The sequence below is a fragment of the Parasutterella muris genome (genome assembly GCF_009767915.1).
In the GTDB taxonomy this organism is placed as follows: domain Bacteria; phylum Pseudomonadota; class Gammaproteobacteria; order Burkholderiales; family Burkholderiaceae_F; genus Parasutterella; species Parasutterella muris.
The window spans coordinates 24,297-46,501 of record NZ_WSRP01000001.1 but is presented as its reverse complement, the minus strand read 5'-3'; the positions used below and the strand labels follow the sequence as shown (position 1 = coordinate 46,501).

The window sequence follows — 22,205 nt, the reverse complement described above, 5'->3', positions numbered from 1 at the left end:
AATTACTCCTTTCTATATCTGTAAGTTTCAAACCCCGCCGCTACAAGCGGCAGGCCTTCAGCCCATGAGGGCAGTGACGACATGAGTTCCTCCATGTGTCGATGATTTCGGGTTTTGTCATCAGGTATTTCGCATATGTACTCGTCGTGTACAGACAGGACGATCTCGTAGCCCGCCTTCTCAAGTCTCAAGCCTGCTTCAAACAACAAGTCGCATGCGACAGCCTGAGTAATGTTCTCGACAATCTTTCCGCCCCACGTCTTGAGGCGCTCGAATTTTCTGGTCCGCTGGTTGTTTCCCATGTAGGTGGCGTCGCCTCCGTCGGACGCTCTCGGCGCCGGGTAAACAAGGAAGCGACCTGACGGGAGATGCAGCAGAAGCCAGTTTCCATAACGTCGAGCGTATAGGCCGGGGCGAATCGGAAAAGACTTGTTCGGAATCTCAATAGCTGAGCGGACGGCGGTCTCGCACGCTGACCAGAACGCAACGATCTGAGCGTTGGCGTTGCGCCACGATTGTTTCACTGCGTTGCATGCGACCCATACGTCATGTGGCAATTTTGCGGTGATCTTCTTCTCGAGCGCCCATTCCCACATGTTTTCTGAGTCCGCATAGACCTCAGGGTCTGCCGTTTTTCTGACGAGCTCTGACATGTGGGTGAAGTCGATGCCGAATTTGTCTGCGAACTGAGCAAAGGCGCCAGCTCCTCCGCCGTAACCGAGGGCAAGCTCCTCAACTTTGCCGATCTGACGGAGCTCTTTCGTCACCTTCTCAGGGTCCACGCCGAACGTGCGGCCGTACGTCAGCTTGTAGAGGTCGTGACCTTGGCCCGCATCGAACTCTCGGAAGGCTTGCAGTTTCCACTCTTCGCCTGCGAGCCATGCGAGCACTCGGCCCTCCACATTGGAGTAGTCAGCCACGCAGAGGCGCTTGCCGGGTGATGCGACGATAACACCCCTCAGGCACTCAGACAGGAACTCGGACGGGTGCTCGTACGCAAGGTCAAGCGCGTCGGCTTTCATCAGCTCGATAGCGGCCTCGATCTCCTGAGCTCCTTTGGTAGGACGGGGTAGGTTTTGCGGCTGGAACTTAACCCCTGAAACTCGCCCTGTTCTGGAGGCGCCTCGGAATTGGAGGCACCCTTTGAGGCGGCCTTCAACATTGCAGTTTTCAACCACCTTGTATTTAGCTTTACTGGTCTTTGCGCCTCTGAGTCGATCGCGCAGTATGTCCTTGACCGGCTCAGGTATCTCAGGGTCGTCGAGATACCGCTCAATGTCTGTTGATCTGAGGGACTCAAGCTCGATACCATAGGCCTCACGGATATGATCGAGAATGGCCTGTCTTTGGTTGACGGAGGAGACAGCGCCGCCTGTTTTCTCGGCGATCGCATCGTCCATCTCGTCCTTACTTTTATCAGCCAGCTTAATCGCTGCACGCACGAGGTCGAGATCGACACACATGCCTCGGCGGTTGATTGTGACGTCCAGGAGTTGGAATTCTTTTTCCTGAACCGTGTTGTTGAACCCTGGAAAGCGCTTGTAGATTTCACGCATGGAGGAGACGTCACGGCGGCAGTACTCGACGAATCGCTCCCAATCTGCGGGGGTGTCCTCTCGCTTCATGCGGTAGTTCTTAATCCCGTTCTTAAATTTAGGGACGCAGAATTTCTGAATCAGTCGTGAGCCGTCCTTATCCTTAGCGATGTCGGTCGGCAGTTTGAAGATTTTGCACAGCTCTCCGAGGCCGCCCGGCAGCGCATGCTGATAGGCGATGACCCTCACGTCGTCGCACTGGATAAGCGGCAGGTCGATGTCCCGATACTGGAGGAAGACCGTGTCGAACATCACGCCGTTTACCCACACGTGCCGAGCGCCGTACGACTGGATGTCGTGAATGGCGGCCCTGAGATCGTCAGGCATGTTAGGTTCCTGGTCAACGTCCCAAACTTTCACGGGCCCGTCGTTGAGGGCGTATGCCCACAGGAGAATGCGGGCGGATTTGTCGGCCGCATAGGCATGCGTACCGTATTGGATAGGAACCTCGGAGTAGGTCTCGAGGTCCATAAAATAGGTTTTGATTTTCATATGAGCTCCAAAATTTGGAGGCTTGGCGCGCAGGTCCTTCTACGGAAGGCCTTTGGTATCCCGCGGTTAAGGCCATGACAGCCTCAGACGGGGCCGAACATTTCGGTTTTGACGCGCCTTTGCCTTAAAACTGAGCTCGTTTGAAAACAAGCTCAAGTTTAAGGCACCTCCTCATAAAGAGGAGGAGTAGTGCTTACCAAGAAACGTCTTCGTCAGAGTCCTGGTCTAACTCTTCTGTGGCGGTCAGATCATCAAGGTCATCTGTTTCTACAGAGCTTCCACCGAGGCGCGGCCCTTCTTCCACGAACTGGACAGCTCGGATGTAAAACTTGATTCCGGTGCTGCCTTGGTCGTACGCCGCGGGAGCGAGGTAGAGGTTCACGTAACAGCCGGCATAAATTTCGTCAGGTCCGCCGAGTTTTGACGGCTTCTTGTCGTGCGTAAACAGCTGAGGGGGTGGAATGGGGTTGCCGCGACGATCTTCAGTGTTGTTCGATGCAGTGACACGCAAATACGAGGGGCCACCGTTTTTCGGGGTGTGTTCCTTGGCCGCTTTGTTCAGTGTCGGCCATAGGGCTTTGGCTCGGTCCTTCCATTTCTCTTCGGCGACTTTCTTCATCTCGCCTTCGAGGAACTTGAGCTGATCTTCGTTGATTTCACAAGTAATACTGTATTTATCTTTTCCAGAGAAGTCAGGCGCCGGTCGGTAGAGCGCGAAGAATCGAACTCTTACGTGTCGGAGAACAATGACTCCGTGCTTTGTAAACCCATAACTTTGTTGATTCATTTTTCAGTTCCTAAAATATTGAGGAAAGCGTCTTCTGATAATGTCCCGCGCGTCGTCCAGCGCTTTCCGTCGGGCCGCTGACTCTCCTCTAGGGAGCCAGGGCTCAATAGACGCGGCGGTTTTGAGCACCTCCTGCGCCACCCGCGGCAGGGGGTTCTCAAATAGGTACGCTGCCGGGATTTGCTTCAGATGTCGTCTCTTTTGTTCCATCTGCAATTTCCTCGAGGTCGTCCTCAGTCACGAGAGCAAGTGAGATGCTCGGACGTTTGTCGCTCGCAGGCACGAGCTGAGGTTTGCCCGGGTTGCGAGTGATGAGCTCCTGAAGAGTTGCCCACTGGCGCTCACCGATGACGGGCTTGCCGTCCTCACGCTTGACCTTCTTGTGAAGCTCCTCTGCTCGTGTCGGCCCGATGACCTCTTTCTTGTAGGCGAAGTCCTTGGGGATGCGCATGGACTTGAGCACCTCCTCGGCTTCAGCCTTGTTCTTCCAGCGGCGAATGCCTTTGTTGCCTTCCACGATCTTGAAGCCCGGTACCTCGTTTCCGAGGCTGATGCGGTTGAAAACTTCGGCCTCAACGTCGGAGAACCAATCGTTCACCTGTTTTTTAAATTGCAGGAGGGCTCCAAGCTGATCGTCTGTGGCGTCCTTCGGTGTCGGAAGACGCTTCGGGATGCTGAGTGCCTTTGAGACAACCGTTACGAACGCGGGGCAGGAGCTTCTTGCGGGGCAGTAGCGGCAGGCTTGCTCTGTCGGTGTGAAGTCGCCCTCCACGGCGCCTCTTGCCATGATCTCGTTTGCCGCGCCGACTGCTAAAGCGACATCCACGCCAAAGGCCCTTAAGTCCTCTCGTGAGCATGTCCATGTGTTGACGGGGTTCTGGCCGGGCGCTCTCGGCTGCACGATGTGAAGCGTGATAGTGTCAATGTCCTGAGCACCGTCGGCCTGTAATGCGGCCCATGCGTAAATCATGAGCTGTTTGTTCCTTTCAGCCGGAACGGGGATGCCAACGCCGTGCTTGTAGTCAAAGACGTGAAGCTCGTTGCCGCTTGAGAGGATGCAATCTGCGTACCCGTACTGATCGGGCACCCCGTAAATCGGGCTTAGAGGGATGCGGCCTTCGACAATCCATGAGTCGGGCGTGTCAAAATACGAGTCACGAATCTCCTCTAAATATATGCGGGCGCATTCTCTGAGCTCTTGGTCCTCGACCCGCTTGAGGATGGTTTCGATCTCCTCACCGTCACGGAGCATGGCGATCGCGCACTGCTCCATCACGGAATGGGCTCGTGTGCCTTCCTCCGCATCAGGGTTTGTGGTGAATACACCATAGTCGCGGACCATCAGGGGAGAGGCCGTGCAGACCATCCAACGGGAGGCGGCTGACGGAGGGAAAAGCGAGTGGCCGCGGCTTGCGGACTCGTCAGCGACGGGAATGATAGGGGTCTCAGGCATTTTTCTCACCATTTGCATCGTCGATCGCCTTCTGCATATGAGCTATGAAAGCGGCGTGCTGATCGTGCGTGATGTCGTCCACGGTTGTGGGTTTGCCCAGGAATGCGTCACGGACCTCTTCAGTCTTCGAGCGGGCGGCTTTACCATCCATCTGACCCTTAAGCACCCGGAATAGGGTTCCGCAAATGCGAGTTCTCTCGGCTTTTTCAGCGTCCTCGTCCACAACCTCAGGTGCCTGTTTTACTTCAGGTGCCTTTTTCTTGGGCGCAGTCTTAGCGGGTTTTTCCTCGCTCGCAGGCGCGGGCGCGACAGGTTCAGATTTTTCGCCTAGTCCAGCCTCGGTGCCGGCCGACTCGACCGCAGCTCCGGTTTCCCCGCCTTGGTCACAAGTTTCAACCTGCTTTTTCAATTTAATAACCCCTTCTGTTTCGGGGTTTTCGAGGCCCTCTATCCTGCACTCGATAGAAACGATTTGGCTATACGCTTCTGCGATATCGCGATTCAGCCAGGAGAGCGAGCAGGGGGCGGGCTCCGCGTAAGCATTGTTGTTAAACAACTGTTTAATTGTCTCCTCCAGAGCCACGCGGGCGGCCCTGATCGAGTTATGAGCTATACCTAAATTCAGTTTTTTCTGCATTCATTCACTCCATTATTTGAGCACCGATCAGCCCCGGCGCCGGAGGGCTTAAAACCTATACGGCCGGCGCCGGAAGAGCATCAATAGCGCGGGGCGGTCGTCTCCTATCGAGATCGATAAGCCCGGAGAATTTAATTTTTTCGGTCGCTCCGCTATCCAGGCGCCTGGCTGCCACTCTCAACATCTCGCGAATTGAACCGGCTACCAATGCACGGAAAACGAGACCGCGGGCGCTGTCGGTTTCCTGCGCTGTCAGGGGCGCCCCTTGATATCCAGTCTCGAAATAAATGAACGTGACCACAGGCGCCGGCAGCGCCTCAATAGAGAGGCGAGCGACATACCGAGCGGGCGGGGCGGCGCCGTCGATTTCAGCCGCTTTAACGGCCCTTATTTCTATCCTCGTTTTATGCATGTTCACAGGTCCTAAAAACGCAAAAAAGGACGCTCCGGAGTTCGTTCCGGGGCGTCCTTATTTCTGTCTGGCGAGCGTGCCAGAGATCTAACAATTCGATTTGTCTAACTAAAAGCGCCGGGGTTTAATCCGGCGCCTGATCTTTAAAAACTTGTGAATACTTTTATTGGAGGGCTGCTAGCGTAGATTTAACTGATTTAATTGCATAGTCCATTAAATCCGCCTGTTCCTTAAACCACCTCCGGTATGTCTCAAATTGGTTTAACGCAGCCTCCAGCTCATAGCGCGCGTTAATCCAGTCTTCAGAGATAACAGGAGCGGGCGTCGGGGCTTGAGAGTAGGAGGGATAAACCGGCTGCGGCTGAAACATTGAATCAACGTAGGCTATTGCCTGGCTGATCTGACTACTGGGAATCTCCCAATAGTGATTAACTCCCATAGCGTTATTAACCTCTCCAATATAACCAGTCCAGAAATGAAACCGCGGAAGATGCGCAGCGATTGCATCCCGCAGCGCCTTTCTTTCCTCCGGTGTGTTTTGGACAATAGAGGCCGCGCCCGGGTTGCGATACCAACCGGCTGTAACAACATCGCCGGGCATCGCCTTAGCAGTGTTGAATTTAACCGGTGTTACCGGAGCGACTGGAGAGGATAAGCGGGCGGCGTTAACGCCGTTGATTGACGCGTTTAAGTTGATATTCATGATAAATAATCCTGTGTAAATATGTTTATTTATCGCCCCTGTTTAGAGGGCGCCCGGGTGCTAAACACCTATACACAGTTAGGCGAGATTATTTCCCTTACGGGTCTTTTATTCTCTGCACGCCCGGGCATAAAAATAGCCGCTTATCTGTCGGGGCGGTGTTTTCCGCTGTGTACCAGGTTTGTTTAGAACCTGATCGCAGAATACAACCGCCGTTTTACGCTGTCAATATGTGCACTCTTGAGGGCTGTATACTTGCATTAATAAGTCTATGCAACTATATCCCTCGTTATGAAAAATATATTTCTCGTTTTAGCCTGTCTTATCCCTTTAATTAGCGCGGCTGCTCCAAAGGTGACTCCTGATAAATCTTCAATTGACTATGAGACAGAATATCAAATAAATCGAACCCTACTAAATTATTGTATTCATACCTTTGTAGCCACCACTGACGACGGTATATCTGATGTCCAGACCATCGCGAAAGCTGCTAGAGTGAACTGTAAAGAGGATTTTAAAAAAACGTTGATTTATTTTTGTAAATCCACTAAAGGGGTTTACTGTGAGTCTAATAGTTTTCTCAATAACCTTCTTAACAGTGACGAACTTCTATATAGCACTTTCGTTATACCTGTTTTAAAAGAAAGACGAGATAAAAACAAAACAGATAAGCCGTAAAGTATTCACAAGTTTTTAAAGAGCGGGCGGCGGGTTAACGCCGCTTTTAGTTTTATAAACCGACTCTAATAAATCGGCTTATAGAACCCCCGGCCCGGATTTAAGGAGGCGGCCGGAGTCCTCCAGGTGCGTTATTTTCTGAACGCTGCCACAACGTCGCGGCGGCGGGCCGTGACCGGTAATAAACGCGTATCGATCGGGGCGCCGGGTCGGTCGGTTTCACGTGTCCAATAAACACGGTTGCCAACGATTAAACCAGGTGAATAAACCTCACGGCCGCCCGCGGGCGTCTGAATTCTGAAACTAGTAATCATTTCGCGGCCCTCCGTTCCATATAATCCCAGATCGCTATCTGGCTGGATTCATTCAGGTATTCCGTAAAACTCAGATCAGCCGGATAAACGTCCTCGGTACGTTCTAAATAAGATTGCAGCGCGTCTAAAACTAAACTCAACTGGACACCACTCCAGGCGCTGCAATCCTCCCAACGATCGATATCGTTGTCATAGCGCGGGATGAAACCGGAGCGAGGTTTTAGCACTCCATAAACATAGTCAGCAAAATAGTTTTTATCGCGTGATTCCAGCCAGGCGCCACAGCGCAGAACATCGCGGCGGCTGATCTTGCAATACAGATAATCAGTGCGATAGTTGTAATAGGCCGGTGAGTCGAGATGATCGAACGATACGGCGATATCAACGCTGGCGCCGTCGTCAATTTCCGAGGTGTGTTCCTTCAGCCAATCGGGATAAAAACCAGCGTATTTATTTGCGAGATTGATACGGATAGAGGGCCTGAGGTTGAAATCATCTGAATCGAGATTAGCGCCCGTTTCGGTATTTTCATACTCGATAGCTGAGTCGATTTCATCGTCGATAAAACCAGATAAAGCACTCTCGTAGAAACCGCAAAACGGAATCGGTATAGCTACAGTTTCAGCAAGCGCGGCGGCGTCCATAGCTGCAAGCGCGGCGAGGAATGAGAATTTAGCAGTCATGATTATTCCTCCTTCTCAGTGTTACGGGCGGCGGCCGTAATGTTCATAATCTCAGCTAAAACGGTGCTAGCTGCACGCGATTCCTCCCACGGGGTCAATTGATCTAAAACATTCCTCCCCGGAAGTCCGTAGGAGCGCAGCAGAGCGGCAATCTCGGAATATGTCCAGCACTGGCAGAAGCAGACGCATTTAATTAGTGCCAGCTCCAACCAATAGGGGTCAATCACTGAATCTATCGCGCGATTGAGCTCCTCGATAGTTTCGAAACTGTCATAGTCGATATCACCGAGCGCCTCAATCGTTTCACGAGTTAAACCCTTATACAGGGGCGCTAGTCTCAACAGTGCATAGTGGAACAGCGCGGCCGGTCGGTTGTCTCTAATTTCAGTGTCACACTGGCAGTATTGAGCCGCGCGGATGTGGTCATAGAAACTATAAGCGTCAACAGGATATAAACCCTCATTAACAACGCGTTCCATCCATCTGGGGGCGCTGTTGGATTTATACAGCCAAGTGGTGAGATTGTAGTTATAGATATCAACCGCGTTATCTGCAAACTGACTAATTGCGTCGCTGATATACGTATCGGGGGTTGCGTCGCCTAATTCAGCCGCGAAATCGGACAGAGATGTTTCAACACTGCGCGGCTGGAGATTAGCCACCACCTCGAGGGCGTGGGTCAGGTCCAAAACAGTAGCATCGCCGTTATTTTCAGCGGCGGCAATGATAGCGGTTGCGAGAGCGGAGGGGTTTAATTTGTTTGTCATTTTCGGCCCCCCTTAGATGATTGTTGACAGGATGACCGCGAGCGCTGCCACTGTGATAACGAACGGGGCGGCGATTGTGATCGGGGCGGCGATCAATGCCAGAGCAGAGAACGGGACCACCAGAGCGAAGATGATCGCGCGGGAGATTGATTTAGAAAGTGTCATATTTAAACCTTTATAAACTAAATGTAAGTATCGTGATTAACTATCACGATTGCAAATATAACACTTACTTAGTTTTAATGCAATAGATGTAAGTATGAAAAATCAAGTATCTTTGATTTTTTAGGGAAAATACTTAGACGTTTTGTTAGGCGGTGGCCTCGGTAGTGGGTCTATTTATATAGGCGTTGATTTTTGCGGGTTGGATACCCGTTAATTTTTGCGGGTTGGATATCCGTAAATTTATGCAGGTTCAGGCCTGAATACGTTAATTCTTGCGAGTGTGTAAATTTATGCGGGTTCGCTCAGGTGAATATACGAATTATTTTTATATTTTCTCTAAAGTTCGCGTATGTAGAAAAATAAATAGAACAGAGGATAAAGAAACATACATATATAGGAAAAGTTTTTAAAAACCGCCGTTATTTTTCGTATTTTCACCGGCTGCAAAAATACACACCTGGGAGATAGGGCGGCGCCAGTAGATTGGTAGGTCGGTAGGTTGACAGGCTGCACAGGTTGATAGGTTGCACAGGTTGATAGGTTGATAGGTTGCACAGGTTGGCAGGTTGCACAGGTTGATAGGTTGCAAGCGTTTCAGGCTCCCTAACTCCAGCCGAGAAAACGAGAAAAGTAGCGCGCCTGTGAACCCTAAACCCCCGCGGGTGATCGTAATTAACTAATTGAATTTACTCAACATAATAGCGGTTATATTGAATAGCACGGGTTTTTGGCGGGGTGATTCGCGATTCCCGCTTGGATGGGTGATCGGCCGCGCTTTCCGTCAGGTAGGGGTGGGGCCCAATTTGGCTGCCAGTCCGCGGGGAACCTCCTGTGAACTCCGCGGGCTTAGAAAAACCATTTTCAAAAAAAAATTGAAAAATTTCAAAAATCGATTTTGAGACGCTTTTTAAGCTCATCACTGCATTTAAATTTTCAGATAAGGAATTTATCGACCAAAGAATAAAAGTCTCTTAAATCGACGATTTGATGCTTTCCTGTCGATTTTAGAAGTCAATCGTGCTAGACTTCTGTAAAAGGATAAAAAACCTCTCGGAGACCAAGATCATGAAGCTGCACCGCTGGATAGCGTTCAACTCTGCGGGCCGACGAATCGGTCAGGAGCATCCGCGTGCAAAATTCACCGATCGGGATGTTGAGATGGCAATCCAGCTCAGTTACGAGGGTTTTTCTCTATCAGAAATTTCTCGTAAACTCGAGATACCGAAATCAACTATTTGCCGCTGGTTAAGCGGAGAAAGCAGGGGTCAGGCAGTGGCCCGATGGATGCGAGGGGAATATGGCACGAAAAACTGCGCAGGAAACGCTTGAGAGGCTTTACCCAAAGAAGCCCGACCCGAGGTACACGCCGAAGACGGTGAAGCAGGCGGTAAACCACATTGCCGGCGCCAAGAAGCCGCCCAAAGCAAAACGCGCAACCTGGGAGCAGAAAGTCCATATGAGCGAAGCAATCGCCCCCTTATACACAAAACCGATCACAGAGGTGCCGCCCGCCATTGTCGGAGAGAAGTGGTCGCCCGAGCGTGAGGAGCATCTTTTTGCCTTTCTCATGCAGGGTGGAATCATCCGCGTCTGGCTGAACATGGCAGGCCTCAGCTATAACGACATCTACCATCGCAGGAAAAAGGACCCGAGCTTTGCCGCAAGATACGACGAGGCCAGAGCTGTAGGAATGGACGCGTTGGCCGATGAAGCACTTCTGATCGCTTCGAGTCCGATAACGTGTGAAGAGGTTGCGGAGACGGAGCTTGCCGATGGAAAGCGAGTGGTTGTCCGCAAAAGAGGCGACAACACTTACGCCCGCAAACTGGCGTTTTACGCTCGCGTGGAGCTTCTGAAGAAGTGGGCTCCCGAGCGCTACGGGGACAAGATTTCCGTTGACGTCACAGACAAAAGAGCCGCCGGTATTTTGGCGGCTCGCAGACGGCTGCAAGGACTGGATTAGCCTTTATCGTTGAACGGAGAGTCTTGCGACTAGAGCTCCTACTACTTTGACGTCCTGCTTGCCGTTCTCTGAGGAAGAAAGGATTATTTCTTTGTAGTAGGGCCTCATCTGTTCGGACGGTAGAAGAAGTTCTTCATCGCCTTGCAGGAAAAATAACTTTCTTATGCTGAGCGAATAGCCCCCGTCGATATTGCGCTTCAAAGCGGCGACAATATCTTCGCTTCTCACATGATCTTTTGAAGAGGTTTTTCTGAAGTACAGATAGTCTCCCTTGCGGATTTTCGGGCTAAGAGCGTCGTCGGGGGCGACAATGCAGAAGTCAACTAAACCGCTCACCTCCGGATCGGGAAGCCCGGGGAGCCACACAACGTTTGCGCCGGACTGCTTCTCGGCTTCGTCGTCTCGAGAGTCGTCAATCCAGTACGCCGTCTCTGCGGTGATAAGCGGAATACGCTTGTTCGGGATCGCTTTTAGTACGGGGTTCTGAGACATAAGAGCTTTTGCCTTTTTCTCGCCGATAAGGTTGACAATCCTTGTCTCGAGTGTGGCCGCAATCAAGGCCAGAGTAGAAGGTCTCGGGTGAGCCTGGCCGGAAAGGATGCGAGAGATTGTGGACGGCGGCATGTTGCAGGCCTTAGCTAAAGCGTAAGCGGTTAGATTTTTCCTTTCCATTTCTGCTTTGATGCGCTCGGCCACAGACTCTTGAGCTGTTGTTCTTGTAATCACGGATGCCTCCGAATGAAAGCGTTATCGAATGGACCGAGGCTTACCGATAAAACCTACGATAGTACCTATGGTTAAGGGATTCTGATAAACCGTCTGATCTGGATAGTCAGGGTTTATAGGTCTTGCCCAAAAGTCGTTCAGACTGCTCTCGTCAGCGGAGATTCTTCGGATGGCTGCGTACTCGTTCTCTTTGTCTCCTAATAGACACACTGCGACCCTTTCCTCCCCGTTTACCGGGATGTCATCCAGTTCGCTGTACTTTATGAAAACTAAGTCTCCGTCTTCATAAAGCGGGGAAGCGGACAGCCCGCACACCCGAAGGCAAAGCAGTTCTGAGTTCACAATTCCCGCAAAGTCGGAAAGAAGAACGTCGTCGGCGTCTTCGGTGTCTGTAAACGGGTAGGTTATCAGTCTTGTAGGTTCCTGCTGTTTGTCGCCTCGGACGAAGCGAGCAAGTTCTCGGGGAGAGTAGACGGGCACAACCGGACCTCTTTCGACTTTAGTGCCTTCAAGGTTGGTATCTAAGCCGAGTTCGCGTGGAGAAACTCCAAGAAAATCTGCAATCGCGATTAAGGTTTTATCTCTCGGTTTTTCGATCTTGCAGTTAACGATTCTGCTGAGTGTTGCTTGCGTAAGGCCTGTTCCTTTGGCTAACGCGTACATAGAGATGCCTTTCTTGTCGGCGAACTCTTTAATTTTTGCGCCGTTGAATTCCATTTTGACGACCTTTTAGTTAATTGAGTTAGAGGGATTTTTTATAAGTATAAGTAAAGTATAACTAAAATTGCACTAATTTCTCCATAAATATATTGCAAACTTGGAAAATCAATTTTTAAATTTCAGATATACTAAGTAAGTAAAAGTTAAGTACTGTTATTTTTAATATTCAAGTAATGCCGTCGGAGTAAAGGAGTAAAGGAGTGAGACGAGCGGATGCAGGTATCGAGACAAGAAACGAAAGGTCGGTCATCTTAGTTGAGAAGTTGTCAAAACTAGGACGGTCTCCGGCAGAGATTGCTGAGGCGGCAGGAGTTTCTCCTCAGCAGGTGTACAACGTTATGCGGCGCGACAGTGCCTTCAGTTTTAGGACCATAGGGAAACTTCAGTCGTACTATGAAAGCGAGTTGAAACGCGCGGTCAGTCTTGCCGAGATGGAGAGAAAACTAGAGGGCTAGACATGACAACTTCTAATATCAGAGAAATTGGCCCTCAGCTGATCGATCTCGGCTATCACATCTGTGCTATACCTCTCGGAAGTAAAGGTCCACGTAAAAAGGATTGGAACAAACGCTCCCGTACCAAGGAGGAGTGCAGGGCGGCACCAGCCAGTTTTGGAGTCGGTATTTTGTGCGGCGTCGGCTCGGTGCCGGTCCATGCTTTAGACGTGGACTCCTACGACGAAGAGGTAAGTAAAGAGTTTGAATCGTGGGTTGAGGAGCACTTCGGTTTCGAGTACACGCTCTATAAGCGCATCGGCGAGGCGCCAAAGTACGCGCTTCTCTTCCGAATGGAAGAAGCGGGTGCGAAAAAAGAGACTACTCCTAGGTTTATAAAAGACGGCGTCAAGGCTCAGCTTGAGGTTATCGGTGCCGGGGGGCAGTTATGTGCATACCACATCCACCGCGACACTCACAAGCCGTACATTTGGCCGGAGATACCGCTTATCGAGACGCAAGCTGAGGAGCTTCCGCTTTTAACAAGCGAGCAAATACAACAGGCCCTGACCGCCTTCGTGGAAATCGTTGAGCGACGAGGCTTTGAAATTGATACGAAAGAGAAGAGCTTTGACATAAACACGTTCGATGCAGACGATTGGGAACCCGCCCCGCTTGTACTGAGAAAACTTACGATTGAAGAGGCTGAAGAGTACTTGATGGGTTCAGGCCTCAGTAATGTCGACCGCGACAGCTGGTACAAAGCAGGCATGGCACTGCACCACCACTTTGAAGGTTCGGACGAAGCACTCAGACTGTGGGATAAGTGGAGCGCCAGCGCCCCGAACTATAAGGGACTCGATGACTGCGCGAAGACCTGGAACTCTTTTCACGACGACAAGAGTAAACCGGTTACTATCGGCTCGATCATTGCTGCGTATCAGAAGAACAACAAGGGCAACGAGAGGCAGATGTACGTCCTCAACATTGCCAAGCGGCTGATACGCTCTCTCGGCTCGTACCTTAAAAGACGCCGAGGAGACAAAGCAGTCTGCTACTTTTTTGAGAGCCCCCACTGGGTTAAGGCCCCCATTGATGTTGCCGAGTCGGTACTCTCGGAAAGGATTGAGGACGAGTATAAGCGCTTTGTTCAAGACGCCCCGACCCCCGAACAGCTGAAGTCAAGAGCTAAGTTTTACGCGGCATTTGAAAAGAACCCTGTGCGTTATGTGAGAGAGATCACGCAGTCGTTCTTCCTTTTTGGAGGCGAGGGCGCCTTTGTAAGGGACGAGGATTTTGACACAAACACCCGCTACTTTGGCGTGGCAAACGGAGACATTGACCTTGAGACTGGCGAGCTCCTTGCTCCCGACGCATCCCGAATGGTCTCCAAATTCTCCCCTGTAGTGTTTGACCAAAAAGCCAAGTGCCCCCTATGGGAGAAGACACTGCTTGAATGCCTTGTAGATGAAAATGTCGTTGACTATCTCCAGAGGTTTATGGGGTACATAGCGTTAGGGGACCCGAAAGAAAACAAGCTTGCTTTTTTCCACGGGTACGGCAGTAACGGGAAATCAACCCTCACGTCGGTTCTGCTTGAAGTTTTCGGGCCGTACGGTGTTGCCATGCAGCCTGAAACGTTGGTGTCTCTTGGAGACAAAAGATCATCCTCTTCAACAGGTCTTTCGCCTGAGGTGGTGAAGCTTAAGGGCGCCCGCCTCGCCCTAGCCGAGGAGCTGACCGAAGGCGCCAAGGTTAAAAGCGAGATGCTGAAGCGCCTTGCGGGGACTGAGCGAATTGCCGCTCGTGAGATGTACCAATCGCCGATTGAGTTTAATCCTACGCACACCGTCATTGTCTGTACGAACCACCTGCCCGAGATTGCCGATGACAGCGACGGGGCCTGGAGGCGCATTGTTCTGATTGAATTCCCTCGAAGCTTCGACAAGGACCCAAACTATACGAAGGATGAGAATCTCAAGGATAAGCTCCTCAAGGAGGCCCCTGGGATTTTGAATTGGATTTTGGAGGGTGTGCGAAAGTACAAGAAGTATGGCTTGGCCACTCCGGCAGCCCTGAAACAAGCCGTTAATAAGTGGCGCGGCGAGGAGGATGTTGTCGGTACTTGGATTGAAGATTGCCTGGAATCTGCGGAAAAAGACTACAAGGTGCCTATGCGTGAGGTTTATGCCTCGTTCAAGATTTGGGCGGCGGAAAGCGGGCAGACAAAGCAAAGTTCTCAATGGTTAACGAGAAGACTGAAAGAACGAGGGTACACGATAAAAGCTGGGGCGCATCGGTATAGCTATTTGTATGGAGCCAAGTTGATAGAAGATAAGGAGGATTTATGGTAGTTATTTCAACAGAAGATCTTGTCGAGCTGATGGCGTCCCAGCCGCTCGCACTCAGGAAGAAAATTACAGGCACGCTCGGTTACTCGTTCATAGGTGACTACGATGCAGCCAATTGGGTTGACGGAACTGCCGCGTCCCGCAAGGAGGCGGTGCGTAAGCTGATGAAGGAGGCGCTCGCTTCAGAGGCTACAGAGGAGGATGTCTGGCTCAGAATCGAAGGGGTGAGACTTTTGCTCATGTGTCTTGCGGATTTCCTCAAAGACTCCGAGGATGCCTTCCTAGAACTCACCAACGAGCAGTAGCATGAAGCCCCGACCTCGGGGCCTCTAAGTATCCAATGGAGGGACAAAAATAAAATATAATTTATGCAAGCGAATTGATTTTTAGAGACAAGTAATGCAAGTTGAGTACGCAACCGTTTATCTTGAACAATTGTGTACCGACCAAAGAAGAGCTCAAGCTGAACTTGGTCAGCACTGTGCCAGGAAACTCTATACGTATTTGGATTCTCTAAAGGACGCCCCAAGTATGGAAGATGTTCCGCCTCTCGGTCATCTACACGTACTAACAGGAGACAGAGCTGGACAAATGGCGTTTAAATTGGATAAGAAAATGAGATTGGTTTTTTCTGTTCGCCTACCGGAAACGGGCGTTTGTGGACTAAAAGAGCGCGAAAAATTAGTCACTATTATTTGTGTTGAATACATTGGGAACTACCATGATTAATATGGCAACCGGCAAATGGATTACATCCCCTGGTGATGTTGCCAGAGACGCGATAGAAGATGGGATTGTAAAGCGCGAAGAGCTTCGTGATGCGTTAGGCCTCGGCGAGGTGGACTTTACTTCTTTCCTGTCGGGAGAGCTTGCGCTGTCTGATTCTCTTGCTAAAAGATTAGCTGAATCTATCGGAGGCACCCAGATTTTTTGGGAAAATTCGGAGAGGCGGTATCGGAAAGAGAGAAACGAGGAGGCTGAATGTCTTCTTTGTATGCCGGCTAAGGTAAGAAAGATTCCGAGAGTTTATGGGAGTGTAGGTTGCTATGCGTATTCTTAAAGAAGACCCTTTGGTTATCACTTCGCTGTCGTTTAACATTAATCCGACCTTTACGAATTTCGATGGAGTGGAAGGGCGCTCTCTGATCTCGTTTCCTGTTACTACAAAATTTCGAGAAGATGGAAAACAGCTGGTAGTTGAAGGGACCTTAATGGTTAGAGGTGTGAGTTCTGACGATAAGGAAATTTACTCAGCTTCCTGCACTGGACGGGCTGCTTTCTGGTTTATGGAGCCTCTAACAGAAAAGGAAAAAGCAGAGGACTTTGTTTACGGCAATTTTATTAAACCGGTCTACCATATGCTTAGTTTCTACTTGCAGCACAACATCCTGTCTTCGGGGTTAGTGACAAGTTTCCCTATTGTTGAGCCACCGTTCAGAGCTTAGCTTTGGGTGAGGCCAGGAGCGATCGCTGTCTACATAACGCTGTTTTTTACATCAAGATATGCCCATCGTAATCGGTGGGCTTTTCTACGTCCGTAATCCAAGATGATGTGTATCTCGAACTAGCTAAGTGCTATGACGATCCGCCCCGCTCTCGGGGCTTTGTTGCATTGAGAGAAAGCCAATCCGACATACTTCTTCGCAAAAGTCGGAGAAGGCATGAACAAAAGGATTGAAGAAATTTTCAATGAGGAGCTCGCCCGCTGCTATGCGGACCCGCTCCGTTTTGTCCTTTGGGCCTTTCCTTGGGGCGAGACGCCTGAGACGTCGGTGGTTCGGTTGAAAGAGCCGTGGCTCTCTAAGTATCCGAAGTTTCAGTACGGTCCCGACGCATGGGCCTGTCAGCTCTTAGAGGATATCGGCCAAGAGGTTAAGCAAAGAAACTTCGACGGCTCGCATGCCGTGGAGCCTCTGCGCTACGCGATCGCATCCGGACACGGCATCGGAAAGAGCTGTGTCACGGCTTGGCTCGTGTGCTGGATTCTTGCAACGCGTCCCGGTTGTAAGGGCGTCGTGACCGCAAACACGGCAAGCCAGCTTGAGACCAAGACATGGGCGGAAATCAAAAAGTGGCTGAAGCGTTCACTAGTTGCTGACATGTTCGAAGTTAAGGCGGGCTCAATTGAATCCAAAGAGTCACCTGAGTCTTGGCGCGTGGACGCGCTCACCTGCAAAGAAGAGAACGCCGAGTCCTTCGCAGGTCTGCATGCCGCATCCTCTACACCGTTCTACATTTTCGACGAAGCATCCGCTATCCCTGAGGCGGTCTACGAGGTGGCTGAAGGCGGCCTCACCGACGGAGAACCCATGATGTTTCTTTTCGGGAACCCGACCCGATCTTCAGGGACCTTTCACGCCTGCTTCAATAACTACAAGAAGCAGCAGTACTGGAACCTGAGAAATATCGATTCTCGAACAGTTGAGATTACAAACAAAGAGCAGATCGCTAAATGGGCCGACGAGTACGGGGAGGACTCGGACTTCTTCCGAGTGCGTGTCCGAGGAGAGTTCCCGTCCGTTTCCTCAATGCAGTTTATTCCTACGGATGTTGCAGAGCAGGCGGCAAAAACCAGCATCAGTCACAACACTGCGACTTCAGCAATTATCGGAGTGGACGTTGCTCGTTTTGGCGACGACGACTCCGTGATCTACACCCGCATTGGCCGAGGCTATCTTCCGATCAAGCGCTATCACGGACTCTCCACAACTCAGCTCGTGGCAAAGGTGAAGGCGCATTTTGACTCCGTTAAAAAGCTCGGTTTTCCCGCTGACCGCATCTTCATCTTCGTGGATGAGGGCGGCGTGGGCGGCGGCCCGAAAGACATGCTGCGCGATGATGGCTACCCCGTCAGGGGCGTGCAGTTCGGCGAGAAGGCGGACGACCCTCAGACGTACTCCCGTAAACGAGAGGAAATGTGGGGTCGCATGAAGCAGTGGCTCTCTGACGGAGGGACGATACCGGACGATCGCGAGTTGGTTGAGGATTTGATCGCACCCGAGTACGACATTCTTCCGGGCGGTCAGGTAAAGCTTGAAACTAAGAAGGAAATGAAAAAGCGGGGTCTTCGATCACCTGACGCGGCGGACGCTTTGGCGCTCACATTCGCCTTTAAGGTCGAGGAGTACACCCCATTGGGTGAACTCAAGATGCGCTCGCAGGCCAACGGTCGGCGGGGCTTTGACCCGTTCGATTGTCTGAGGAGACGGTAATGGTACAAATTCAGCACACAACCTTTGAGGAGCTTTTTCATGCGGAAGGCTTTTCTGATTTGGTTAACGAGTACACGCAGGAGACAGCGAACAAGGCGATCGGGGACCCGATGGTTCAGTATGAGCGCTATCGCAAGCTCGAGTACACAGGGAATCTCTTTTGCATAGCGGCTTACGACGAAGGAAAGGTTGTAGGGGTTGTCGGGCTCTTGCTTGCGGAGTCTCAGCACTATCCGTTCCCAATCGTTGCGGTGGAGTCGTTCTACCTGCGCAAGGCCTGGCGCAAAGGCGTGACGGGTCTTCGGCTTTTAAAAGAAATCAAGAAGACAGCTTGGACGCTTGGCGCTCCCGGGTGCTCCTTCATGGCGCCTCCGGGCTCCTCGCTTGACAAGCTGTGCGAGCACCTCGGGATGGTGCACACCCACAACGCTTTTTGGTGCAAGTGTGATGACGTCGATTGAACCCATGGGGCCGGTGACGCCTGCTGTGAACGAGTACTTCGAGACGCTCTGCGAGGAGGTCGCTAAGTACCCGGCGCCCCCTCAGGTGCGAACCGAGCACCACCTGCACGCGGGCGTGTACACGAGAACCTTATACGTGCCCGCAGGATGCGTGGCTGTCGGGCTCAAGCTGAAGATTGAGACTCAGCTGATTTGTGCGGGCCATTTTCAGATCACCGACGGAACAACCACCCGCGAGTTCAAGGGGTATCACGTGCTCGAAGGACTCGCGGGGCGAAGGGCCGCCGCATACGCCATAACCGATTCGGCGTTCTCAATGTGTTTTCCCACAAAGGCGAAAACCGTTGAGGAGGCGGAGGCTGAATTTACAGACGAGCCCGAAAGGCTTTTAACAAGGAAGGAGAAGAAATGTCAGGAGCAGCTATCGTTGGAGCTGTAACTGCGGCGGTGGCCGCGGGAGCGTCCATTTACTCCAGCAAAAAACAGAGTAAAGCGACAAAGCGGGCGGCTGACCAGCAGGCGAAGTCCAGCGCTCAGCAGTTGAACCAGCAACAGCAGGAGTTCAACCGAGCCAACCAGAACGAGGTGGACGTGAGCTCCATTCTTGACTCGGCTCAGGAAGGAGACTCCTCAGCGACAATGCTGACCGGCGCCGGCGGCATTGAACGGGACAAGCTCAGCCTTGGCGGGGTTAGCTCCCTCTTAGGAGGCTGATGATGGAAACGAGTCTGCGCAAGCAATGCGCTCGCCGCTGGGAAGCTCTGAAAGAGGAGCGCTCAACCTGGATGCCGCATTGGCAGGAGATATCAGAGGTTCTCATTCCTCGAGCGGGGCGCTTCCTTGTCTCAGACAATAACAAGGGCGACAAGCGCCACAGAGCCATTCTCGACAACTCGGGCACCCGAGCGCTTCGCACGCTATCGGGCGGCATGATGGCAGGGATGACAAGTCCTGCCCGCCCGTGGTTTCGACTGACGACCAAGGACCCGAAGCTGGACGAGAGCTACGCCGTTAAGGAATGGTCGAGCAAAGTCACAACGCTAATGCAGATGGTGTTCAATCAGTCGAACACCTACCGCGCATTACAGATGGCCTACGAGGAGCTCGGAGCTTTCGGCACCACAGCAGTTGTTCTGCTTGATGACTTTGAGTCCGTGATTCACTGCATGCCGCTGACGATCGGGGAGTTCGCGCTCGCAACAGACGCTCGTGGAAACGTCAACACTTTGTACCGAGAGTTCCGACTGACAGTCTCTGCGCTTGTTGCGGAGTTCGGCTATGCGAACGTCTCGCCTGAAGTGCGCAAGCTGTACGACCGAGGTGACTACGACAAATGGGTTGACGTGGTTAACGCCATTGAGCCAAGAGACTATCGAGACCCTTCGCGCAGAGACGCAAAAAACATGCCGTACCGCTCGGTGTATTTCGAGAGCTCCAAAGCCGATAGGACCTACGGCGGTGTGCTTCGTGAGACAGGCTTCTATCAGTTCCCTGTTCTTGCGGCTCGCTGGAACGTCACAGGAGGCGACATATACGGGACAGGCCCGGGCATGGAGGCGTTAGGAGACTTGCGTCAGCTTCAGCAGGAGCAGTTTTATAAGTCCAAGGCAATCGCGTTGCAGGCTGACCCCGCAGTAGTTGCGAGCGCCGACATGCGCAACCAGGAAGCGAATCTGGTACCGGGCGGCGTCGTGTACGCGGACAACATCGCTCAGGTCCAAGCTATACGCTCTGCCTACGAGGTGAACCTGCGGCTTGACTACTTGGTTCAGGACATTCAGGACACTCGGCGCCGAATCGACGAGGCTTTCTACAAGGACATCTTTTTAATGATTACGGGGATGCCCGCTTCTCAGAGAGCGACCGCAACAGAGATTGCCGAGCGCCACGAGGAGAAGATGCTGATGCTGGGGCCTGTTCTTGAGCGCCTGAACGCTGAGCTGAACGATCGTCTGATCTCAATGACGTTTGACCGACTGCTTCGAGTGGGTCTCATCCCACCCGTTCCGCAGGAGCTGGAAGGTGTTGACCTGAACGTTGAGTTTGTGTCGGTTCTTGCTCAGGCGCAAAAGGCCGTGACAACGAACTCGGTGGACCGATTCACTCAGAACCTAGGCGTGTTGGCGAACATGAAGCCCGAGATGCTGGACAAATTCGACGGCGACTATTGGGTTGACTATTACTCGGACGTTCTGGGTATCGACCCGAAACTGATTCTTCCAGGTGAACGAGTTGCGCTTATCCGTCAGCAGAGGGCAGAGGCTCAGGCGCAGGCGCAACAGCTCGCAAACGCCGAGCAGGCTTCGGCAATCATGAAGAACTTAGGAGGGGCGCAAGCAGGCCAACCACTGGATGACAGTCTGAGGTCTGCGGATTCGGGAGAAATCTACTCAGCGTTCAGCGGCTACTAAGTGTTGCATTGAGAGGAAACCGCTTAGGTAGAGTTTCTTCAGGAAATAAAAACGCCGCTGATTGGACCTCAGCGGCGGTGTCGAGAAAAGACTTTAGGAAATTCTCAACATATACCAGAGCGAGTGCTAAGCATTATGGAAAAACTACTGTTCAACGAGAAAGGACAAATGCGCATGTGGACGAGATGCGCACTTTGGATGGTGGTTGTTATCGAAGCTGCATTTGTCTGGAGTCTGATTCGATGAGTACACGAGACGAGCGAATCAAAGCTCAAGCCGGAAGGGACGAGCTCTTCAAGGACGACTTCAGAAAGCTCATGAGTGCACCCTCAGGCAGACGTATCGTCCATTGGCTTCTCGCAAACTCAGGTGTTCTGCGCACGACCTTCGTGGAGGTTAAGGAGCGTGAGCACTACATGGCGCTTGCGATGGCGCACGCTGAAGGGAAAAAGGACATGGGCTACAGGCTCATGGCAAAGATCAGCGAGATTTGTCCCGAAAACTACACACTGATGATGAAGGAGAACGAGCATGGCTGACGAGAGTCAGGAAGTTCAGAACCAAGAAACCGCGCAGACTGCGGCTCCAGATGCGGCAGAACAGGCCGCGCAGGCAACAGAGAACCAGGCTCAGGCTGAGACTCAGGCCGCACCTTCTGGAAGCGAGCAGACAGCTGAGAGCCTGATGGGGGACACCCTGCTTGGAAGCGGAGATCAGGCCGCTGAAGAGGCCGAGCCTCAGACGCAGGAGCAGGAGACAGCTCAGAGTGCTCCTGAGACCTACGAGGCTTTCAGAGATGTGAACGGCAACGAGTACACACCTGAGTCCGTACAGCAGTTTGCAGACGCCGCTAAGTCTGTAGGCCTTTCTCAGGAGAACGCCCAAAAGCTTTTTGAGGCGATGGTGCCGACAGCAAGAGCGCACATGATGAACGATTTACGGTCCAAGGCCGAGCAATGGGCGTTGGATTGTGAAAAGGACCCCGAGATCGGCGGTGCGAATTTCGGGGCGAACAAGGCGGTTGCAATCTCGGGCTATCGAGAATTCGCGACCCCTGAGCTTCGCACCATCCTGAACGCTTCCGGGCTGGGCAACCACCCTGAAGTCGTTCGACACTTTTTCAGACTCGGGAAGACCTTGCAGCAGGACTCGGGTGTTCACGGAAACGCCTCGGCAAACCCGCCGAAGCGCCGTCGCTACCCGAACTCGAACATGGTCGTTGACGATTAATTTAAAGGAGA

Annotated in this window: 27 protein-coding genes; 15 read left to right on the top strand and 12 right to left on the bottom strand. The window is 52.0% G+C overall.

Annotation, left to right across the window (positions count from 1 at the left end; all coding sequences use genetic code 11):
- Positions 1-2 precede the first annotated feature (2 nt).
- From E5987_RS00240 to E5987_RS00195, 10 genes are all read right to left on the bottom strand, one after another.
- Positions 3-2,087, bottom strand: coding sequence for a DNA polymerase (locus E5987_RS00240; protein ID WP_160334076.1), 2,085 nt, complete (start codon positions 2,085-2,087; stop codon positions 3-5).
- 193 nt (positions 2,088-2,280) lie between these two features.
- Positions 2,281-2,874 (bottom strand): ssDNA-binding protein, encoded by a 594-nt coding sequence (locus tag E5987_RS00235; RefSeq protein ID WP_160334075.1) that lies wholly within the window; start codon positions 2,872-2,874, stop codon positions 2,281-2,283.
- Between the two features lie 157 nt (positions 2,875-3,031).
- Entirely contained in the window at positions 3,032-4,327 is a 1,296-nt protein-coding gene (locus E5987_RS00230; RefSeq protein ID WP_160334074.1) for a DUF2800 domain-containing protein, read from the bottom strand.
- Positions 4,320-4,964, bottom strand: a complete 645-nt coding sequence (locus E5987_RS00225) for a hypothetical protein (protein WP_160334073.1) — start codon at positions 4,962-4,964, stop codon at positions 4,320-4,322. The genes E5987_RS00230 and E5987_RS00225 overlap by 8 nt, the downstream gene beginning before the upstream one ends.
- Before the next feature lie 55 nt (positions 4,965-5,019).
- Entirely contained in the window at positions 5,020-5,376 is a 357-nt protein-coding gene (locus E5987_RS00220; RefSeq protein ID WP_160334072.1) for a hypothetical protein, read from the bottom strand.
- A 163-nt stretch (positions 5,377-5,539) separates the two neighbouring features.
- Positions 5,540-6,079, bottom strand: coding sequence for a hypothetical protein (locus E5987_RS00215; protein WP_160334071.1), 540 nt, complete (start codon positions 6,077-6,079; stop codon positions 5,540-5,542).
- A gap of 809 nt (positions 6,080-6,888) precedes the next feature.
- The gene (locus E5987_RS00210) at positions 6,889-7,071 is read right to left on the bottom strand and encodes a hypothetical protein (protein ID WP_160334070.1); all 183 of its coding nucleotides are present in this window, start codon (positions 7,069-7,071) and stop codon (positions 6,889-6,891) included.
- Entirely contained in the window at positions 7,068-7,754 is a 687-nt protein-coding gene (locus E5987_RS00205) for a hypothetical protein (RefSeq protein WP_160334069.1), read from the bottom strand. Before E5987_RS00205 ends, E5987_RS00210 begins: the two co-directional genes overlap by 4 nt.
- A 2-nt stretch (positions 7,755-7,756) precedes the next feature.
- Positions 7,757-8,521: a hypothetical protein gene (locus E5987_RS00200; RefSeq protein ID WP_160334068.1), complete on the bottom strand. Its 765-nt coding sequence runs from the start codon at positions 8,519-8,521 to the stop codon at positions 7,757-7,759.
- Positions 8,522-8,533: 12 nt separating this feature from the next.
- Positions 8,534-8,686: a hypothetical protein gene (locus E5987_RS00195; RefSeq protein ID WP_160334067.1), complete on the bottom strand. Its 153-nt coding sequence runs from the start codon at positions 8,684-8,686 to the stop codon at positions 8,534-8,536.
- A gap of 1,065 nt (positions 8,687-9,751) precedes the next feature.
- Between E5987_RS00195 and E5987_RS00190 the strand changes: the two genes are divergently transcribed.
- Together E5987_RS00190 and E5987_RS00185 are read left to right on the top strand one after the other, a co-directional pair.
- A complete protein-coding gene (locus E5987_RS00190; RefSeq protein WP_160334066.1) occupies positions 9,752-10,015 on the top strand; it encodes a helix-turn-helix domain-containing protein in 264 nt (87 codons plus the stop codon).
- Positions 9,984-10,649 (top strand): terminase small subunit-like protein, encoded by a 666-nt coding sequence (locus E5987_RS00185; protein ID WP_160334065.1) that lies wholly within the window; start codon positions 9,984-9,986, stop codon positions 10,647-10,649. The genes E5987_RS00190 and E5987_RS00185 overlap by 32 nt, the downstream gene beginning before the upstream one ends.
- A gap of 3 nt (positions 10,650-10,652) precedes the next feature.
- Here the strand turns inward: E5987_RS00185 and E5987_RS00180 are convergent, their stop codons facing one another.
- Together E5987_RS00180 and E5987_RS00175 are read right to left on the bottom strand one after the other, a co-directional pair.
- The gene (locus E5987_RS00180) at positions 10,653-11,375 is read right to left on the bottom strand and encodes a helix-turn-helix domain-containing protein (RefSeq protein WP_160334064.1); all 723 of its coding nucleotides are present in this window, start codon (positions 11,373-11,375) and stop codon (positions 10,653-10,655) included.
- A gap of 21 nt (positions 11,376-11,396) precedes the next feature.
- The gene (locus tag E5987_RS00175; protein ID WP_160334063.1) at positions 11,397-12,092 is read right to left on the bottom strand and encodes a helix-turn-helix domain-containing protein; all 696 of its coding nucleotides are present in this window, start codon (positions 12,090-12,092) and stop codon (positions 11,397-11,399) included.
- 203 nt (positions 12,093-12,295) lie between these two features.
- Between E5987_RS00175 and E5987_RS00170 the strand changes: the two genes are divergently transcribed.
- The 13 genes from E5987_RS00170 to E5987_RS00110 all read left to right on the top strand — a co-directional run bounded on the left by E5987_RS00170 (position 12,296) and on the right by E5987_RS00110 (position 22,194).
- Positions 12,296-12,550 carry a helix-turn-helix domain-containing protein gene (locus tag E5987_RS00170; protein ID WP_160334062.1) on the top strand — a complete coding sequence of 85 codons (255 nt, stop codon included), beginning with the start codon at positions 12,296-12,298 and terminating at the stop codon, positions 12,548-12,550.
- Positions 12,551-12,552: 2 nt separating this feature from the next.
- The gene (locus E5987_RS00165; RefSeq protein WP_160334061.1) at positions 12,553-14,883 is read left to right on the top strand and encodes a phage/plasmid primase, P4 family; all 2,331 of its coding nucleotides are present in this window, start codon (positions 12,553-12,555) and stop codon (positions 14,881-14,883) included.
- Complete coding sequence (locus E5987_RS00160) at positions 14,877-15,185, top strand: hypothetical protein (RefSeq protein ID WP_160334060.1); 309 nt, start codon at positions 14,877-14,879, stop codon at positions 15,183-15,185. The genes E5987_RS00165 and E5987_RS00160 overlap by 7 nt, the downstream gene beginning before the upstream one ends.
- Positions 15,186-15,279: 94 nt before the next feature.
- Positions 15,280-15,609, top strand: a complete 330-nt coding sequence (locus E5987_RS00155) for a hypothetical protein (protein ID WP_160334059.1) — start codon at positions 15,280-15,282, stop codon at positions 15,607-15,609.
- Positions 15,602-15,940, top strand: a complete 339-nt coding sequence (locus E5987_RS00150; protein ID WP_160334058.1) for a hypothetical protein — start codon at positions 15,602-15,604, stop codon at positions 15,938-15,940. Before E5987_RS00155 ends, E5987_RS00150 begins: the two co-directional genes overlap by 8 nt.
- Complete coding sequence (locus E5987_RS00145) at positions 15,927-16,325, top strand: hypothetical protein (RefSeq protein ID WP_160334057.1); 399 nt, start codon at positions 15,927-15,929, stop codon at positions 16,323-16,325. The genes E5987_RS00150 and E5987_RS00145 overlap by 14 nt, the downstream gene beginning before the upstream one ends.
- A 216-nt stretch (positions 16,326-16,541) precedes the next feature.
- Positions 16,542-18,092, top strand: a complete 1,551-nt coding sequence (locus E5987_RS00140; protein ID WP_160334056.1) for a terminase — start codon at positions 16,542-16,544, stop codon at positions 18,090-18,092.
- A complete protein-coding gene (locus tag E5987_RS00135; RefSeq protein ID WP_160334055.1) occupies positions 18,092-18,553 on the top strand; it encodes a GNAT family N-acetyltransferase in 462 nt (153 codons plus the stop codon). The genes E5987_RS00140 and E5987_RS00135 overlap by 1 nt, the downstream gene beginning before the upstream one ends.
- A complete protein-coding gene (locus E5987_RS00130) occupies positions 18,540-18,992 on the top strand; it encodes a hypothetical protein (protein WP_160334054.1) in 453 nt (150 codons plus the stop codon). The genes E5987_RS00135 and E5987_RS00130 overlap by 14 nt, the downstream gene beginning before the upstream one ends.
- Positions 18,962-19,267: a hypothetical protein gene (locus E5987_RS00125; protein WP_160334053.1), complete on the top strand. Its 306-nt coding sequence runs from the start codon at positions 18,962-18,964 to the stop codon at positions 19,265-19,267. Before E5987_RS00130 ends, E5987_RS00125 begins: the two co-directional genes overlap by 31 nt.
- A 2-nt stretch (positions 19,268-19,269) precedes the next feature.
- Positions 19,270-20,964 (top strand): portal protein, encoded by a 1,695-nt coding sequence (locus E5987_RS00120; RefSeq protein ID WP_160334052.1) that lies wholly within the window; start codon positions 19,270-19,272, stop codon positions 20,962-20,964.
- A 242-nt stretch (positions 20,965-21,206) separates the two neighbouring features.
- On the top strand, positions 21,207-21,503 hold the full coding sequence (locus E5987_RS00115) for a Bbp19 family protein (protein ID WP_160334051.1): 297 nt from the start codon (positions 21,207-21,209) through the stop codon (positions 21,501-21,503).
- Positions 21,496-22,194: a hypothetical protein gene (locus E5987_RS00110; protein WP_160334050.1), complete on the top strand. Its 699-nt coding sequence runs from the start codon at positions 21,496-21,498 to the stop codon at positions 22,192-22,194. The genes E5987_RS00115 and E5987_RS00110 overlap by 8 nt, the downstream gene beginning before the upstream one ends.
- Positions 22,195-22,205 lie beyond the last annotated feature (11 nt).